This is a genomic window from Jeotgalicoccus sp. FSL K6-3177 (assembly GCF_038050175.1).
Taxonomy (GTDB): domain Bacteria; phylum Bacillota; class Bacilli; order Staphylococcales; family Salinicoccaceae; genus Jeotgalicoccus; species Jeotgalicoccus nanhaiensis.
Genome location: NZ_JBBOSK010000001.1, coordinates 112,393 through 129,701 on the forward strand (window position 1 = coordinate 112,393; position 17,309 = coordinate 129,701).

Annotated in this window: 14 protein-coding genes; 7 read left to right on the forward strand and 7 right to left on the reverse strand. The window is 39.6% G+C overall.

Annotated elements, in window-relative coordinates; translation table 11 throughout:
- Nucleotides 1-54: 54 nt before the first annotated feature.
- Together MHH58_RS00530 and MHH58_RS00535 are read right to left on the reverse strand one after the other, a co-directional pair.
- A complete protein-coding gene (locus MHH58_RS00530) occupies nucleotides 55-1,179 on the reverse strand; it encodes an NADH-dependent flavin oxidoreductase (RefSeq protein ID WP_341344698.1) in 1,125 nt (374 codons plus the stop codon).
- Between the two features lie 88 nt (nucleotides 1,180-1,267).
- On the reverse strand, nucleotides 1,268-3,535 hold the full coding sequence (locus MHH58_RS00535) for an excinuclease ABC subunit UvrA (RefSeq protein ID WP_341344699.1): 2,268 nt from the start codon (nucleotides 3,533-3,535) through the stop codon (nucleotides 1,268-1,270).
- Nucleotides 3,536-3,913: 378 nt separating this feature from the next.
- On the opposite strand from MHH58_RS00535, the gene MHH58_RS00540 reads away from it, so the two are divergent.
- From MHH58_RS00540 to MHH58_RS00565, 6 genes are all read left to right on the forward strand, one after another.
- Entirely contained in the window at nucleotides 3,914-4,303 is a 390-nt protein-coding gene (locus MHH58_RS00540) for a hypothetical protein (RefSeq protein ID WP_341344700.1), read from the forward strand.
- A 203-nt stretch (nucleotides 4,304-4,506) separates the two neighbouring features.
- Entirely contained in the window at nucleotides 4,507-6,051 is a 1,545-nt protein-coding gene (locus MHH58_RS00545) for a DUF6583 family protein (RefSeq protein ID WP_341344701.1), read from the forward strand.
- Nucleotides 6,052-6,083: 32 nt separating this feature from the next.
- The gene (locus MHH58_RS00550) at nucleotides 6,084-7,295 is read left to right on the forward strand and encodes an ABC transporter permease (protein WP_341344702.1); all 1,212 of its coding nucleotides are present in this window, start codon (nucleotides 6,084-6,086) and stop codon (nucleotides 7,293-7,295) included.
- Nucleotides 7,292-8,416, forward strand: a complete 1,125-nt coding sequence (locus MHH58_RS00555) for an ABC transporter permease (protein ID WP_341344703.1) — start codon at nucleotides 7,292-7,294, stop codon at nucleotides 8,414-8,416. The genes MHH58_RS00550 and MHH58_RS00555 overlap by 4 nt, the downstream gene beginning before the upstream one ends.
- Nucleotides 8,403-9,059 (forward strand): ABC transporter ATP-binding protein, encoded by a 657-nt coding sequence (locus tag MHH58_RS00560; RefSeq protein WP_135097459.1) that lies wholly within the window; start codon nucleotides 8,403-8,405, stop codon nucleotides 9,057-9,059. Before MHH58_RS00555 ends, MHH58_RS00560 begins: the two co-directional genes overlap by 14 nt.
- A gap of 132 nt (nucleotides 9,060-9,191) precedes the next feature.
- Complete coding sequence (locus MHH58_RS00565) at nucleotides 9,192-9,692, forward strand: dihydrofolate reductase (RefSeq protein ID WP_135097461.1); 501 nt, start codon at nucleotides 9,192-9,194, stop codon at nucleotides 9,690-9,692.
- Between the two features lie 36 nt (nucleotides 9,693-9,728).
- On the opposite strand, the gene MHH58_RS00570 is transcribed toward MHH58_RS00565, so the two are convergent.
- Nucleotides 9,729-10,310, reverse strand: coding sequence for a TetR/AcrR family transcriptional regulator (locus tag MHH58_RS00570; protein ID WP_135097463.1), 582 nt, complete (start codon nucleotides 10,308-10,310; stop codon nucleotides 9,729-9,731).
- A 144-nt stretch (nucleotides 10,311-10,454) separates the two neighbouring features.
- Between MHH58_RS00570 and MHH58_RS00575 the strand changes: the two genes are divergently transcribed.
- Nucleotides 10,455-13,691: an efflux RND transporter permease subunit gene (locus MHH58_RS00575; protein WP_341344704.1), complete on the forward strand. Its 3,237-nt coding sequence runs from the start codon at nucleotides 10,455-10,457 to the stop codon at nucleotides 13,689-13,691.
- 48 nt (nucleotides 13,692-13,739) lie between these two features.
- Here the strand turns inward: MHH58_RS00575 and MHH58_RS00580 are convergent, their stop codons facing one another.
- From MHH58_RS00580 to MHH58_RS00595, 4 genes are all read right to left on the reverse strand, one after another.
- On the reverse strand, nucleotides 13,740-14,216 hold the full coding sequence (locus tag MHH58_RS00580; RefSeq protein WP_135097467.1) for a glutathione peroxidase: 477 nt from the start codon (nucleotides 14,214-14,216) through the stop codon (nucleotides 13,740-13,742).
- A gap of 203 nt (nucleotides 14,217-14,419) precedes the next feature.
- Nucleotides 14,420-15,331 (reverse strand): methylisocitrate lyase, encoded by a 912-nt coding sequence (gene prpB, locus MHH58_RS00585; protein ID WP_341344705.1) that lies wholly within the window; start codon nucleotides 15,329-15,331, stop codon nucleotides 14,420-14,422.
- Nucleotides 15,332-15,337: 6 nt separating this feature from the next.
- Entirely contained in the window at nucleotides 15,338-16,843 is a 1,506-nt protein-coding gene (locus MHH58_RS00590; protein WP_341344706.1) for a tripartite tricarboxylate transporter permease, read from the reverse strand.
- 13 nt (nucleotides 16,844-16,856) lie between these two features.
- Complete coding sequence (locus MHH58_RS00595; RefSeq protein ID WP_341344707.1) at nucleotides 16,857-17,306, reverse strand: tripartite tricarboxylate transporter TctB family protein; 450 nt, start codon at nucleotides 17,304-17,306, stop codon at nucleotides 16,857-16,859.
- Nucleotides 17,307-17,309: the final 3 nt, after the last annotated feature.

The window sequence follows — 17,309 nt, forward strand, 5'->3', positions numbered from 1 at the left end:
TTCAACTTTAGGGGTGCACATCATTTTATGTCCTGGATGTTTTTGTGTCTTATTTTATTTCTTCGGCATCGGGTAAAACCCTTTGTCGAGCTGCCCCCATAATAATTCAGGAAGGTCGTATTTATCTTCTCGGTCCCGGTCAAAGTATTCAAAGATTTCATCTTCTCTGCCTTCTTCAATTTTACTGATAAAATTGTAATCCAGCAGTAAAACTCTGCCGAGCGCAATCATTTCCATATTACCTTCTTCTATTGCACGGAGTGCCTGGTCTGCAGTAAAGACTGAACCGATTCCAATGAGCGGTATCTGGTCGTCAATCCACTGATGAAGTAATTCTATACGTTCGATATCCTTATATTTTCCTTCACGTGTCTTAGAATGCACTTCGCTCAGTGAAGCGTGTAAATAATCAATTGGTTTTTCAACCAGCTTGCCGATCAGCTCTTTTGTAGTCTCCATGCGGATGCCAGGAGTTTCTTTCTCTTCAGGTGAGAAACGGTAGCCTATGATGAAATCATCTTCAGCATATTTCTCTTTGGCTTTTGTTACTGCGTCGACAATCTCCATTGCGAACAGAAAAGGGTCTTCGCCCCACTTGTCAGTACGCTTATTAAAATACGGAGAAACGAACTGATGAATAATATAATGGTTGGCACCGTGTATTTCAACGCCGTCAAATCCTGCTTCAGCGGCTCTTCGTGTGGCTTCGCCAAAGGCTTTTATAGTTTCAATGATTTCCTCTTCTGTAATTTCGCGTACCTCATGCGGTTCTGTTTCATCAAAACTCTGCATCGTAATGGGACTCGGTCCCGCAGAATCAGAGTTCGGTGTTAACCGCGGAATCGCCTGAGCACCGCCGTGGTGGATTTGAAGAATAGCTTTCGCGCCGTTTTCTTTCATGGCATCTGCAAGACGTGTTAATCCTTCTATATCCGAGTCGCGGACCACTGACGGCTGGCCGGGGAATGCTTTCCCAAGGTCCCTTACGTTTGATGCAGCGGAAATAGACAGACCGACGTCTTTAGAACGCAGGCGCATATATTCAATCTCAGCATCGGAAACCGTACCGTCATCATGTGAAGAAATGTGTGTCATAGGTCCGAGCGCAAATTTATTCTTTAATTCGACTCCATTTTTAAGTGTCACTTTCTCAAATAAAGTCTTGTATTTATTGTTCATATAGATAAAATCCTCCAGTAAGCATTAGTGAGATACTGTTACAGTTTTAAATCTTAACTAAATTAAAACTCTTATACTAAGTTTCTGCTCAAAAAGATGAATTTTTAATATATCTTTTAAGATGTTCTCTAGTAACTGAATTCTCTACATTTAATAAACCTTCAGGTTCCCCGCTGTATAGTACTTTACCGCCTCTTAAGCCTGGACCGGGACCAACATCGATAATCCAGTCGGCATGGGTCATCATCGTCAGATTATGTTCAATCAGAATGACGGTATTCTGCTGATTTATTAATTGTTCAAAACACGACAGCAAGGCTGGAATATCATCTTCATGAAGACCGGTAGTCGGTTCATCGAAAATGAATATTTTATCTTTCGCATCACTATCTAAATAACGGCTGAGTTTCAAACGCTGAATTTCTCCGCCGGACAATGTGTCGAGCGACTGTCCGAGCGTCATGTATTGAAGACCTGTTGCTTCTAAATTTTGCAGACGCGATACAACCTTTTCATTGTTTTTAAACAAGGAAACAGCTTCTTCCACCGTCAGTGCCAGTACATCGGCAATGGAGTAGCCGTTTACTGTAGCTTCAAGAACTTCTTTTTTATAACGCGTACCGTTACATACCTCACATATTTGTGAAAAGTCCGCCATAAAGGCCAATTCTGTTTTAATAACACCTTTACCGTTGCATTCAGGACATGCACCTTCAGAATTATAGCTGAACATGCTTTTCCTTAAACCGGTCTGTTTACTGAAAAAGGTGCGAACTTCGTCAAATAAATCCATATAAGTGAGCAAGTTGGAACGGCTGGTTGCCTGTACTGCTTTTTGATCTATAAATATCGCGTCTTCCGATTTGCCAAGGCCAGTTTTAATCAGAGTGCTTTTACCTGACCCCGCTACACCGGTTACAACAGACAAGAGATCTGCCGGAATATCGACAGAAACATCTTTTAAATTATTTTTAGTGATATTTTTCAGTTTTATAAACGATTCTGCCTGCCGCGGATTTTCTTTCAACCGATGAGTTCTATTAAGCGCGAGACTGGTCGGCGTATCCGTCTGCATCAGCTCTTCATACGTGCCATTAAAGATAATCTCCCCGCCGTGCTGACCGGCGCCGGGTCCGATGTCGATAACATGGTCAGCGATATGAATCACATCGGGATCATGTTCGACAATCAGCACCGTATTTCCTTTATCGCGGATAGAGCGCATAATTTCATTAATTTTTTCAATATCTTCCGGATGGAGCCCGACACTCGGTTCATCAATAATATAAACGAGATCAGTCAACGGATTGTTTAAATGACGGATCAGCTTGATACGCTGGGACTCTCCGCCTGACAACGTCGGGGTCTCCCGATTGAGTGTCAGATAATTTAACCCGATATAAGAGAGAGCTTCCATTTGTTCGAGCAGCGGTTTAACGATAAACTTCGCTTTTTCATCATCTAAATTTTTCAGGAAAAGAATTGCGTCATCGATTGATAATGCAGTAAAGTCGGCAATACTCGCCCCGTTAATTTTACAGCTCAGCACCTTGTCATTAAGACGCTGGCCGTGGCAGTCAGGACATTTCTGACTGGTCACGACACGTTCCACATCCGTTAAGAAACGTTTCTTTTCAAAGTTATCATTCAAAAGAAACGAACGTCTGAAGCGGTGAATCAGCCCTTCAAATTTGGCAGTCCGCGGCCAGTTATCCGGCGGGTTTTTAATTTTTCTCGGTTTTGTATAAAGAAATGTATTCATTTCTTCTTCTGTATAATCTTTCAGTTTTTTATCATTATCGAACAGGCCGCTGTATAAATAACGCTTGCCCCTCCAGCTGTCCGGTCTGAATGACGGAAATTTAATCGCATCCTCATTCAGTGACTTGTCGAAATCGAGCAGCTCATTTAAATCAATGTCTTCGACATAACCAAGCCCTTGGCACCGTTCGCACATCCCGCTCGGATTATTGAATGAAAAAACGTTAGAATACCCCACAAATGGTGTGCCGACACGAGACCATAATAAACGGACGGATGAATATATATCGGAAATTGTTCCGACAGTAGACCGCGAGTTGCCGCCGAGTTTTTTCTGATTAATGACCATAGCCACCGGAAGATTCTCGATTCTGTCTACATCCGGCTTTTCATACTGGGTCAGCTGATGCTGAATGTAGCTCGAGTATGTTTCATTCAGAAGACGCTCTGACTCTGCGGCCAGTACGCTGAAAACGAGTGAAGATTTTCCTGAACCTGACCGTCCGGTAAAAACGGTCAATTTATGTTTTGGAATATCGACACTTACATTTTTTAAATTATTCTGGTTTGCACCATGCACTCGTATATACGACATGAAATTCACCTCTGTCTATAAATTTAACTGTAAGTACAGTTTAAGCAATACCCTGTTTTTCAGGTATGAAATCAGTAAGTCGGTTTTTGTGTTTATTAAATGTTTCCGACAGGAGTCATCTGGGAAAGTAATTGTTAATACAATAACAGGGGGCACATAAAATGAGAAATATTATTTATATTATCGGACTGATTGTAGTTATTTTAGCTGTATTATCATTCCTTGGATTAAGATAAGCAATATAAAACCAAAACCGCGCATAATTCTCATCTTCATTTGAGATTACACGCGGTTTAATTTTTCAGCACACGCTGTTCATACTGCGTTCATATTGAAATTTTAGAATACTATTAAATAGTTATTAGAAAGGAAAATTTTATGAATAATCCGGTTAAACTATTACTTGTATTCTCAGGACTATTTGGACTAATCGGTTCTGTCATGGGCGCACACATGGCAGGATCAGGATCATATGCATTGAGACCAATTCACGCTCATATTTTAGTTGTAGGATGGCTCAGTTTATTCTCGTGGTCTATTTTTTATAAAGTATTTGAAGTGAAATATAATGCACTCTCGAAATTTCATGTCTGGTCTGCAATTATCGGTACGTCGGGCTTGGTTTTGGGAATGTTTCTGACAAACGTCGCTTCATTCAATCTGCCTGAAGCGGTTACGCTTACCGTTTATATCGGCGGCGGTGTAACCTTGCTTCTGAGTTTTACAGCATTTTTCGTACAAACAATACTTTATCAGCCTAAAAAATAAAGAAGCGGTTCAAAGTCCTTAAGACAGGATTTTGAACCGCCTTTTTGTTTGTACAAGTTTAATTCTGTTTGAATCAGTACTCTTTTAATGAGCATGTCTCAGATAAACTTTACAGGGCGTCACATTATAGACATATTTTATGGTAAAATGTGTACTAAATATAATATTAGAGTAAATTAACGCAGTATAAAGGAGATGTTACTATGGGGAAAAAAGGTTTAACAATTTTAGGCGTATCCGTCGGAATTATTGCGGTTTTAGCAATCGGGGCATACATATTGTTCCAAACAATGATCAATAACCCGAAGAACAATTATTTAATGGCTGAAATGGACGAAATAGAGAATACTTTCGGGCTGTTTGAAGAACGTTTTGAGAGCGAGCTTGAATGGTACGAGTATGCTCAGAAAAATGCGATTGACTCTAATATAAGTATTACAGCGGAAACAAATGACCCTTCTTTTCGGGAGATGGGTTTAGATCAGATGATTAATAACTCTAATATTGATTTGAACGTGGGCCAGGATATCGCGAATGAAGTCAGCACGATGGGACTGAATGCTGATGTCGCAGGTTTTAGTATTTCAGATGTGAACGCCTATATTACAGGTGAAAAAGCAGGCCTCACTCTGCCATTCATTGAAGAGTATATGATAGTGAATGAAGCGGATGCAGCATCATTCCTGAACACTCTTGATTCTGAAAGCTTTGACGGTTCAGAAGAAATTGATTACTCAATGTTTTTTGAAAGCAGCTCCATGACTGAATCTCAGCGCGAATACTTTAAAGATGAGTATTCAACTTTCGTCCGGGAGAATTTGCCTGATGAAGCCTTCGAATCAGCAAGCGAAGAAATTACTGTCGGAGAGAACACGATTAAAGCTGATAAACTGACGATGACTTTAACAGAGGAACAGATTCATACATTCTTAAGAGACTTGTTTAATAAAATGGCTGAAGATGAGGAGCTCGCAAATATTATTGAAACTCAAATGATGGCTGCAAACTTCGGAAATCCCGAAGCTCCATCCGCAGAAGATACAGCTTCAGAGTTTAACGATTCATTGAAAGAAGCGGCAGAGAATATTGAAGATGTGGGATTCCCGGATGGTTTAACTTCTATTGTCTGGACTGATGGCGATGACAACATTATTCAGCGGGACCTGGATACAGCAGTAACAGTTGATGATTCTACAGGACAAATTGCAGTTGATGGTACTGCGGACATTTCAGAAGACAGCAAAGTAATAAACTATGATATGACCTTCACTGATGACACTATGGAGTCGATCCTTGGCTATACAGCTGACTTAAATGAAACTGAGTCAGGCTACGAAGATACAATTACTTTGAGAGCAGATTCTGAAGATTTATTTGTTATCAATTCTGTTAAAACAGAAGAAGAAGACAGCGAAGTCTGGAATGCGGATATCAACTTCAACGAAGAGATGTTCGGATCACCGCTGACATTATTTATGGAAAGCAGCTCCGTGTACAATGAGGATCAGGCGACTGGAGATATGACTCTTTATGCTGACGATGGAATAAATGTAACAAGAGATACTTTTGTGCTTAACTTAACAAGTGATAGCCAGACGGTAAATGAAATTGAACTGCCGGCTGCAGATAACGAGAAGAATATCGGCCAGATGAATATGGACGAACTTAATGCATACTTTAACGATGAAGTTGGTCCGAAGTTCGAAGAATGGATGAATGAAAACTTTGGTGCACCGACAGGATTTTAAGAAATAGAAAGGATGCGTCTGCGATGAGAATAATGAGGCATATACTTGTATTCATCGCTAACGACATCAGCAGACTGAGGAGGAAGTGGCTGACACTTCCTCTTATTTTACTTTCACCAGTAATTTTTGCAGCTCTTTTAATTTGGATGCTCAGTTCATTTCTGGAATTTGATGAAGAGAATAATATATCAGTGGGACTGGTGAATCTGGATAACAGTGAGGCAACAAGCATGATTGTTGCTGCCCTTGCTGATTCGGCTGAAGTGGCAGAAGGTCTTGAAATTATAGAAGTAACCGAAGCGGATGCCGAACAGAGAATTCTTAAAAATACACTGGCTGCTTATATAATATTTCCCGAGAAATTTACCGAAAAGATGATGCAGGGAGAGTCAAGTGAGCTTGAAGTAGTCGGCAATCCGGATATGCAGCTGGAAAGTTCTGTGATCAGCAGTGTGATTGATACAGTCGTCAGACACATCAGAAATTCACAGGCAAATATATTAACGATAAATCATTATGCCCGGGAATTTGGCATGGATGAGGAAGCCCGTGAGGAATTGATTTTTCAAGAATTTGTCAGCCAGTTTATACAAGTTCTTTCAAGTGATACCTTAATGAATGAACATCAGACAGTGCAGAATTTCAGTACGGGAAATATGTATTTCATTATTAACGGGCTGTTCGTTATTATGTCTGTCTGGATATACATGCTCTACATCGCACTGATGCGCGATATCAGCAGTAATCTTGAAGACCGGATGAGAGTCTTCGGGGTCACCTTTCTCTCCCAGGGTATAGCCAAAATTTTGACCATTGGAACGATTGTTACGGCTGCTGCCGCTCTTACAACTTTTGGAACATTAAAACTCGGCGGTATTGAGCTCCCGGCTGAAAATCTGCTGCGTTTGCTGATTCTGCTGGCATTATATATATTTACTACAGCAATAATTATGATTATTATCGATTGGCTGATTCCTTCATTTAAAATCAGTGTGATTATTCAGCTCACAGTACTGTTGCTGATTGTCTTATTCGCAGGCAGTATTATTCCGAGGATATACTTTCCGCTTTATCTTGATTCATTATTTGAGTATATGTACAGTCATCAGGCATTATCGTGGATGGAAGAAATTATTTTAAACGGCAGATTTACGATGGAAATTGATATTATGACAGCGACACTTGCAGCAGCGGCAATCTTGTTCCTTATAGTGAGCAGCCTGAAGGAGCGGCGATTATTATGATGGATATGATATATGCGAGGTGGCTGCTTTTAAAACGGCAGCTGCCGAAAATACTATTGTGGCTCATCTTCCCTTTAGTGGCAACCATCATTGTTACAGCAGCCTATAACAGTACAAGCGATGATTTTAGAGTGCCTGCAGCAGTCGTTGTGAATGAGCAGAGTGCTGAAGTGGAAACCTTTACAGAAGAACTCGCCAGCAGTAAATTTATGAACGTCGAAGTATTTGATGCAGAGAACAGTGCTGCAGCTATAAGACAGCTTGAACAGTACAGCTTTGACAGTGTATTTATTTTGCCGGAAGATTTTGATGAAAGAATACAAGCAGGACAGCGCAGAAACTTAATTGAAACCTATTATACAGATCGCTCGATTTCTTACGAACCAGCCAAAGAACTTGCTGCTGCCATTATTCAGGAAAGAATGGGAGAATATGCGGCTGTTAATTATGTGCTGGAACTTCAGAATAACATGCTGTTTGAAACTGCAGTGAGCGCTGAAGATATCGCTTCTGAACGTCAGCGTATTGAAAATGAAACGAATCTCGTAGAACAGTCGTTTTATTTCTTTGGAGAGACAGAGAATAATGAACAGACGACGAATTTAAATCCATGGATGGTATGGGCTTATATCGCTCTCGCAGTAACTATTTTTACATTCGACTTTGTTACACGTGAAACTGTCAGCAGTGCCAGAATCAGATTTAATTTTATGAAGCATTCTTATAAGCAGTTTATGATACTGACATTTATCATCATGACCGCAGTAATGCTGATAATAGACCTTATTACTTACATGTTGATAAATGAAATGCTGGCGGCGGATATTGATTTGCTGTCACTCGTTTTATATAGATTTATTATAAACGGAGCTGCATTTCTGCTTGCTTCTTTAATGAAATCACCAATGAAACTGTATCAGTCAGCAGTTGCATTGACGTTTTTGCTGCTTGCTCTGCAACTCGCTATGCCGATTATAGTGTCGGTAACAGGAAAGCCTGTCATAACGAAGCTGCACCCGGTGGAGATGCTGATAGAGAATCAGCTTAATATTCCATGGGTCATTTTACTTATAATTTTAACGCTCATCTGGGTCTGGAGGGGTAACAATGCTGGAAGTTAAATCAATTAGTAAGCGCTACGGCAAACGTCATGTACTGGATAATTTCAGCATGACTGCTGAACGGGGAGAAATAGTCGGTCTTGTCGGTGAAAATGGTGCAGGAAAATCAACATTGCTGAAGATTTTGGCCAGTTTATCAAAACCTGATAAAGGAGAACTCTGTTTAAACGGTAAAACATACAAAAAACATTTTAAAGAACACCGTAGGACTATCGGATACGTTCCCCAGGATATCGCAGTATGGGAGGATTTAACCGTCCTTGAAAATATGAAATTCTTTGCCAGATTGTCACCGGTTAAAAAGTCTGTATCTGAATTGAAAGATTTGCTTGATAATATACAGCTCGGCAGAGATGGCACTAAAGTCAATAAATTATCCGGCGGAATGAAACGGAAATTGAATCTCGCAATCAGCTTAATAAATGAACCTGAATTTCTGCTGCTGGACGAACCGACAGCAGGTATAGATTTGAAATCCAGAATAGAAATTGGACAGTTCTTAAAAAATCTGGCGGTAAACAAAGAGACATTAATAATATATACTTCTCATGATATGAATGAAATTAAAGATGTGTGCGACCGTGTTATTGTTATCGGTAAAGATTCATTCTACAGAGATTTGCTAGCGGATTATATAAAATAATGTCTAGCGTCATTTTGTAATGCATAGCGTTACAGGTATTGTCCTTAAGGTTTTCTTAAAGAATGAGTGAATCACAAGCAATTAGGGTATGCCAATGATAGTAAATATTTTAGTTTCGAAGGAGAGATGGATATGCTTGCTTTTGTTTGGGCTGAAGATGAAAACAGGCTGATTGGCAAAGGAGATACATTACCCTGGCGTCTGCCGGCCGACGTTGCTTTTTTTAAAAAGATAACGATGCGCGGTGATATGGTGACCGGTCGTAAAACTTATGAATCTATTCCGAATAGACCGCTTCCCGGCCGCCAGAATATCGTGCTGACAACTCAGCGGGACTACGAAGCTCCGGGAGCGATAGTCGTGCATTCTAAAGAAGAAATACTCGAACTGGAGAGGACCGGTGACAAAGATCTTTATATTATCGGCGGGGCTGTGCTCTTCAAAATGTTTGAAAATGAAGTTGACGAATTATACCGTACAGTTATTCACAGTGCTTTTGAAGGTGACACTTATTTCGATGAAGATTTTGACTATAAAAAATTTGAACTGGTTAAAACAGAAAAAGGCATTGTAGATGAGAAGAATTTATATGAACACACTTTTGAGCTGTGGAGAAGAAAGAAACAGGATTGATCCGGCGGCGATAATGAGTATAAAACTAGAAATTTTTTAGTTCTTATTATTCAGCATAGAAGTCATAATTGTTGTGACACCCTGATTAGAAACTTCTTCTACAAAATCAGCGAGTACGTTTTCATCCATGCTTTCATTTTTTTCAAGCCACAGCTGAAACATGCCGATTAAGGCGGACAGCTGGTATTCAATAATATACTCGATTTTCTCAGGTTCTTTTACTTTAAGTTCATATACGTAGTCCATAATTATCATACGGATTCTCATTTTAAATTCATGAACGAAACTCGGATCTCCTTCCGGCCCGATTAACACAGCGATTTTTTCGCTGTGTTCTTTAACATAATCGTTTGTCCGGTCCAGCGTTTCAAATATATTACCGCTGTTTTTATCGAGCATCATGAGCGGCCCGAGAATCATATCTTTAGTAGGTATCAGGTTTTCCTTCAGCAGCTGCTGTATTTCATTTATATCTTTAAAGTATGTATAAAATGTTCCGCGGTTGTAACCTGCTTTATCCGTAATTTCCTTCACTGTAATTTTTGACAGCGGCTTTTCTTTATAAATATCCCAAAATGCTTCGATGAGATTATTTTTAGTAATTTCTTTCTGACTCATTTTAGACACTTCTTTCCTATTTTCAACACATTCATGGTTATTGTTTATTGATAGTATTCAACTGCTTTATTATGATTATAAGGGATTATACAACACGTTGTCGGCTTTCACAAATAAATAATATATACAAGGAGAGTACTTAATTTGAAATTATCGGATTTTTCCATAAGACGTCCTAAATTTACAATCGTCGTTATGATTATACTTATGCTGCTTGGAATTGTCTCTTTAACAAGACTTCCGCTCCAGCTTATGCCGAATATCGAACCGCCTATTGCGGCAGTGGCTACTACTTATCAGGGCGCCGGTCCTGAGGAGGTTATGGAAGATGTAACCAAGCCGATAGAGTCGGAATTGTCATCCATTAACGGATTGACAAACATATCTTCCCAGTCACAAGAAAGTTCTTCAGTTGTTATTTTAGAATTCGGTTATGATATGACAATTGATGAAGTAGAAAGTGATATTACAAGAGCGCTCGACAGTGTTCAGCTGCCTGATCAGGCAGGAGACCCATCTTTCCTTAAATTTGATATTTCGATGATGCCGAGTATTCAGATGGCTGTCACATCAAGCGGTGAAAACGTCGCAGAATATCAAGGTCAAGTTGATGATTTAATCACTGAACTTGAAAATATAGAAGGTGTCGCTTCGATTTCACAAAATGGTTCGGTAACCGAAGAAATTCAAGTTAATCTTGATGTCGATGCTTTATCGGAAATCAATATGAGCCAGAATGATGTTGCGGACTTGATTGAAGCCAATAATATATCAATTCCAAACGCAACTATAGTTGATACAGATAGCCGCACAGCGATTTCTACACGTACAGTAAGCAATATCGACGGTGTTGAAACACTGCGCGAATTGGTGATTGCAGATCTGCCTGACGGCGAAACCTTGACACTCGATGATATTGCTGATGTATCAATTGAAGAACAGGACAGCAATTCAATTACGAGACTGAACCAGGATAATGCACTCTCTATCGATGTTATGCTGGCTTCCGATGCTAATGCATCAACCGTAAACACCGAGTTCAATAACGTACTCGATGAAAAGCTGGATGAAGAAGAATTCAGCAACTTAACAGTCGAGACATTATATGATGAAGGTGAATATATCGATCTTGCGATAAACAGCGTATATACATCGCTGATCAGCGGTGCGATACTGGCAATGATTATACTGTTTGCTTTCCTTCGAAATCTTAAAGCGCCATTAATTATCGGTCTGTCGATACCGTTTTCGGTAATTACTACATTTGCTTTGTTATTCTTTACAAATATCAGCATTAACTTAATGACACTCGGTGGTCTTGCGCTCGGTATCGGGATGCTGGTTGATAATTCGGTCGTTGTAATAGAAAATATATACCGCCACTTGTCCATGGGGAAAGATTCCAAAAAAGCAGCAAGCGACGGCACTAAAGAAGTGGCATCGGCGATTATTGCTTCAACACTGACGACTGCAGCTGTATTCTCACCGGTCGTCTTTGTCAGCGGCTTAGTCGGGCAGCTGTTTACACCGCTCGCAATTACAGTGGTATTCAGTTTATTTGCTTCATTGTTTGTCGCTTTAACTGTGGTACCGATGATTTCGAGCCGGATTTTAGAAGCGCCGGAAGAAAATATTGAAAAAGCACGCAGTGAAAGACCTTACATGAAGGCACTCAAAAGATTTACCCGCTGGACTTTGCAGCACCGCTTTCTGGTAATAATTATCACTTTATTACTTATGGCAGCAGGTATTATAGGTATAATCAATCAGGGTATGACTTTAATGCCTGAAAGCGATGAAGGTGCCATTACAATTGAAATAGAAAAAGAACAGGGCACGATTTATGACGATACTTTTGAAACAGTTCAAAGTATTGAGCAGCAGCTTGAAGATTATTCTGAAATAGAAATGTACTTAAGCAGCGTCGGTTCACTTCAGCCGATGATGTCCATGTCGGAAGAAACAAACAAAGCGAGTATTACAGCTACTCTAGTGGATCAGGATGACCGCAGTGTTACAACAAATGAATTTATAAGCAACGTTGAAGATGACATTGCAGCACTTGATGAGTCGGCGGAAATCAATGTGATTCCAATGTCCCAGTCGGGGATGAGTTCGGAGCCGAACACGCTGATGCTGAGAATTTCTGATGATAACGCTAGTCGTCTTAAAGAATCCGAATCGATTATTATTGACGAACTGGAAGCAGACGATGAGATTGAAAATGTCGCTTCAAGCCGTGAAGATATGGTCGAAGAAATGCAGATCAGAGTTGACAGAGATGCAGCACGTGAAAATGGTCTGCAGCCTGCACAAATCGGTCAGGCATTATATCAAGCTTCAAATGGAGTAGAAGCGTCTACTGTTGAAGCAAACAATGACTATCTCTCAATCAATGTAAAATATCCGGATGAGTATCTCGACAGTGTTTCAAACTTTGAATCTATCGAGATTCCAAATGCAGAAGGAGATTATATTGCAATCAGTGAAGTTGCTGAACTTGAAGAAGCTGAAATGCTGCCGCTAATTACACGGGACAGCCAGGAAGAAACAAGTGAATTAACGGTTACTTACTCTTCGAATATGTCTCTTAATCAAGCAGGTACACATGTTGAAGACATAATTGAGGGAGCAGACTTCAGTGAAGATACTCACTATTCGGTCGGAGGAGACCTTGAAATGCTTGGTGATGCGATTCCTCAGCTGGCACTCGCAATCGGCTTAGGCGTAGTATTTATCTACCTTGTAATGGTTGCACAATTTGAATCATTCAGACATCCATTTATCGTTATTATGGCAATGCCGCTCAGCATTGTCGGTGTTATGGCTGCGCTGGTCATTACCGACAATCCTTTAAGTGTAATATCATTCGTCGGTATCATTATGCTTCTCGGTATAGTGGTCAACAACTCCATACTGCTTGTTGACTATACGAACCAGCAAAAAGAAAAAGGAATACCGACAATCGAAGCTCTTGAAATCAGTGTCCAGCACCGTTTCCGTCCAATTGTTATTACAGCACTTACGACAGCGCTCGGGATGCTGCCGCTGGCAATCGGTCTCGGCGAAGGCGGAGAGATGATTGCCCCTATGGGTACAGTCGTTATCGGCGGCCTCGTCAGCAGTACTTTCTTTACGCTGTTCGTTATTCCGATATTCTACAGCTATATCGATAAAGAAACGCGCAACATGCATAAGAAGTACATGACACCGGAAGGTGAAGTAATTACGCAAAAAGAAATTGATGAAAACAAACGCCAGGAAGAACAGGCGGAACAGATGAGCGTTGATGAAGTCGATGAAGAAGAACAAAAACGCAGCTACATCGACGAGATGCAAAGATTAATCGATAAAATGAAAGATCATAACAACAGAAAATAGTAAATAAAAAATGCCCCTCCGGAATTATTCCGGAGGGGCATTATATTATTACAGAAGTTCCCGTATAAGGCTGTTCATCTTTTCTGGTTCGTCCTTAGGACCAAATCTTTTTACGACTTCACCATCCCTGTCTATCACAAATTTAGTGAAGTTCCATTTAATTTTACTGCCGAGCAAGCCGCCTTGCTGTTCTTTTAAATGAGTGTACAGAGGATGTTCATTTTCGCCATTAACATTAATTTTTTCATGAATAGGGAAAGTAACACCGTAATTGATTTTACAAGCTTCAGCAGCCTCTTCCCCGCTCCCTGGTTCCTGATTGGCAAACTGGTTGCATGGGAAACCGAGAATAATAAAGTTCTGATCTTTATATTGCTGATACAGCTTTTCAAGTCCGTCAAACTGTCCGCTTAAACCGCATTTTGTTGCCGTATTAACGATGACTATTACATAATCTTTGTACTTCTCAAGCTTATAAGTGCTGTGGTCTTTATTTTCCACTTCTATATCATAAATACTGTTCATTGATTATCCCGCCTTTTTAACTCGAGTATACATTTTTAAAGCAAAAAACATAACGATTTTGACTCGGTTTTAAGACGTAAATTATAAATTAAGTGCTCAATAATACAAAAAAATTTCTATAGAATAAAAATGATGAAACAGTACAATTACATTAAAAATGGAGATTTTAATCAGAAACTAATTAACTAGATTATAAGTTATTCTTATGTTTGCTCATCTGGCAGAACTGTACTTGCAATTTTTGAATCCATCTCCTCGTATTCGTGCAACTTAATAATGCTATATAATTCCTTACGGGTCTGGAGTTTATCTAGTACAGATTTCTGGGTACCTTTTTCTTTTATTACTTTGTACGTTTCTTCGATATTATAAGCGGCAGCTCTAAGTGACGTTACCGGGAATATGACCAGATTAATTCCTATGTCAGAAAAGGTAGCAAGATCAATATATTCTGTTTTTCCGAATTCAGTCATATTTGCAAGTACAGGAATTTCAAATTCTTTGCGAACAAAACGGAAATCATCTTCAGAACTCATTGCTTCAGGAAATATAATGTCTGCACCCGCTTCTGCATAGGCATGTAAGCGTTCAATCATTCCTGATAAACCTTCCACTGCATATGCATCAGATCGCGCAACAATTTTCAAAGTTGGAGTAATCTTTTTAATCATTTGTATTTTTTTAACCATGTCAGACTTTTTAATTAATTTCTTTCCATTTAAATGGCCGCATTTTTTAGGAATTTGCTGATCTTCTATTTGAATGGCTGCTACTCTCGCTTCAACCATTTCAAGGCAGGTCCTAGCAACATTCAATGGTTCTCCGAATCCATTATCAATATCAACTAGCAATGGAAGGTTTGACGCTCTTATAATTTCACGAACACGACGAACAACATCGTCCAACGTTAAAAGTCCAATATCGGGGATTCCCATACTTGCTGACAGCGCACCTCCTGAAAGGTACAGGTGGTTAAATCCATTTTTTTTTGCTAAAAGGGAGCTCATGCCATCATGAGCTCCTACCAGTGGTAATGCATTATCTTTTTTCACATGTTCTATAAAATCATCCGCCAGCTGCTGCTGACTTTTAGCTTCTTCTAAAATCCATGTCATTCTTCATCATCCTTTATTATCAACTTTCACTCTTGAAAGACGGCCGAGTAACATAGGAAGGAACACAGACGAAACAGTTAATACTGCAAATAAAATTGCTATTGGTGATGCAGTCATCATTGCAAAGATATTATCGTAACTGACACTTGCCATTCTGAAGTTCTGTTCCAGCTGATGACCGATTATAACTGCAAGAATAAGCGGCGCAGTAGGAATGTTAAGAATCTTCATAAACAGACCGATTACTCCAAAAATCATCAGTATAGCAAAATCGACAATACTATACCCGAGTGTGTATGTTCCGATAAATGCCAACACTAAGATAACTGGATAGAGTACTTTAGGCGGTGTTTTTAAAATCCTAATTAATACTCCAATTAGAAGGATATTCATTATAACAAGTGCGATATTACCGATAGCTAAGCTGTTAATGAATGTCCATACTACATCCGGCTGATTCTGAAACAGCATTGGTCCAGGCTGCAGTCCAAGCATAATAAGGGCACCAAGAATTACTGCAGTCGTACCTGAACCCGGGATTCCCATAGTAAGCATGGGTATAAATGCACCGATTGCTGCTGCGTTATTTGAAGATTCCGGTGCAGCAACTCCTTCGGGAGCTCCTTTACCGAATTCATCACTTTTTTTAGATAGTTGCTGTTCAGTTGAATAACTGATCATAGATGCGATAGAACCGCCGGCACCTGGAAGGATGCCGATTAAAAAGCCGACTGGAGACTGACGAATCATCGGCCAGAATGAACGTTTCCATTGCTCTTTGGTAATCCAAGTTTTACCGACACTTTCTTTAATTCTCTGGCTGTCATCATTAAGCAGTAAGATATTATAAAGTACTTCTCCTACAGCATAAATACCGATAATAACGACCAGGAAATCGATTCCTTCACTCAGGTGTGGAATATCAAATGTATAACGATATACGCCTGACTGCGAATCGACACCAATCGTTGTTATAAGAAGACCAAGAGCCATTGAAACAAAGCCTTTAATCATATTTCCTTTTGCAAGAGAAACCACAGCTGAAAGTGTAAATAACAGCAGGAAGAAATACTCTGCTGGTCCAAATTGCAATGCAAAGTTCGCTAATGGTTGAGCAAGAAATACAAACCCTACAATTGCTACTGTACCTCCAATTAAAGAAGCGAGTGTGGCTAATGTTAAAGCTTGTCCCGCTTGTCCTTTTCTTGTCATCGGGTAGCCGTCAAATGTTGCTGCAATTGCTGATCCATCACCCGGTGTATTGATTAATATTGAACTTCTGGAACCGCCATACATTGCTCCGTAGTAAATTGCCCCGAGAAGCACCAGTGCACTAGTAGAATCCATTCCAAAAGTAATAGGTATAAGAACTGCTATTGCTGTGGCAGGGCCAAGTCCTGGAAGCATACCGACAATCGTGCCAAGAAGTCCGCCGAGAATAATGAAGATTAAATTTTGAAGACTCATAGCTGTTGTTAAACCTTCTAAAAAACTATTCCAATCTACACCCATCGATAAGCCTCCTCTATGGTAAACTGACGCTTAACAGTTCTGCGAACGTGTACCATGAAATAAATGAAAATAAAACTGCCACAGTAATATTCATTATCCATTTGCGTCTTCCGTTTATTAAAAATAGTAATGCACCTAAAAATAAAATTGTTGAAAACAAAAAGCCAATGCGTTCAAATAATAATGTGTAACCTAAACAGAGTACCAACACAATAACTACTTTAATGGTCAGTTCTTTATCAGCAAATATCTTATATGCTGTGAATACTTTCTTCTTGTCTTTGACTTCTGACAATATATAAAGAATTGATAATCCTAAAAGTGAAAACCCTATCAGCAGCGGATAGTTCATAGCTGCTGTAGGATTTCCAACTCTTGATTCAGGTAAGTTAAATGTTAATATCAGATAGATTACGGAAATTAATAATATGATTGAAGGTACTATGAATCTAATGATCTCCACCCA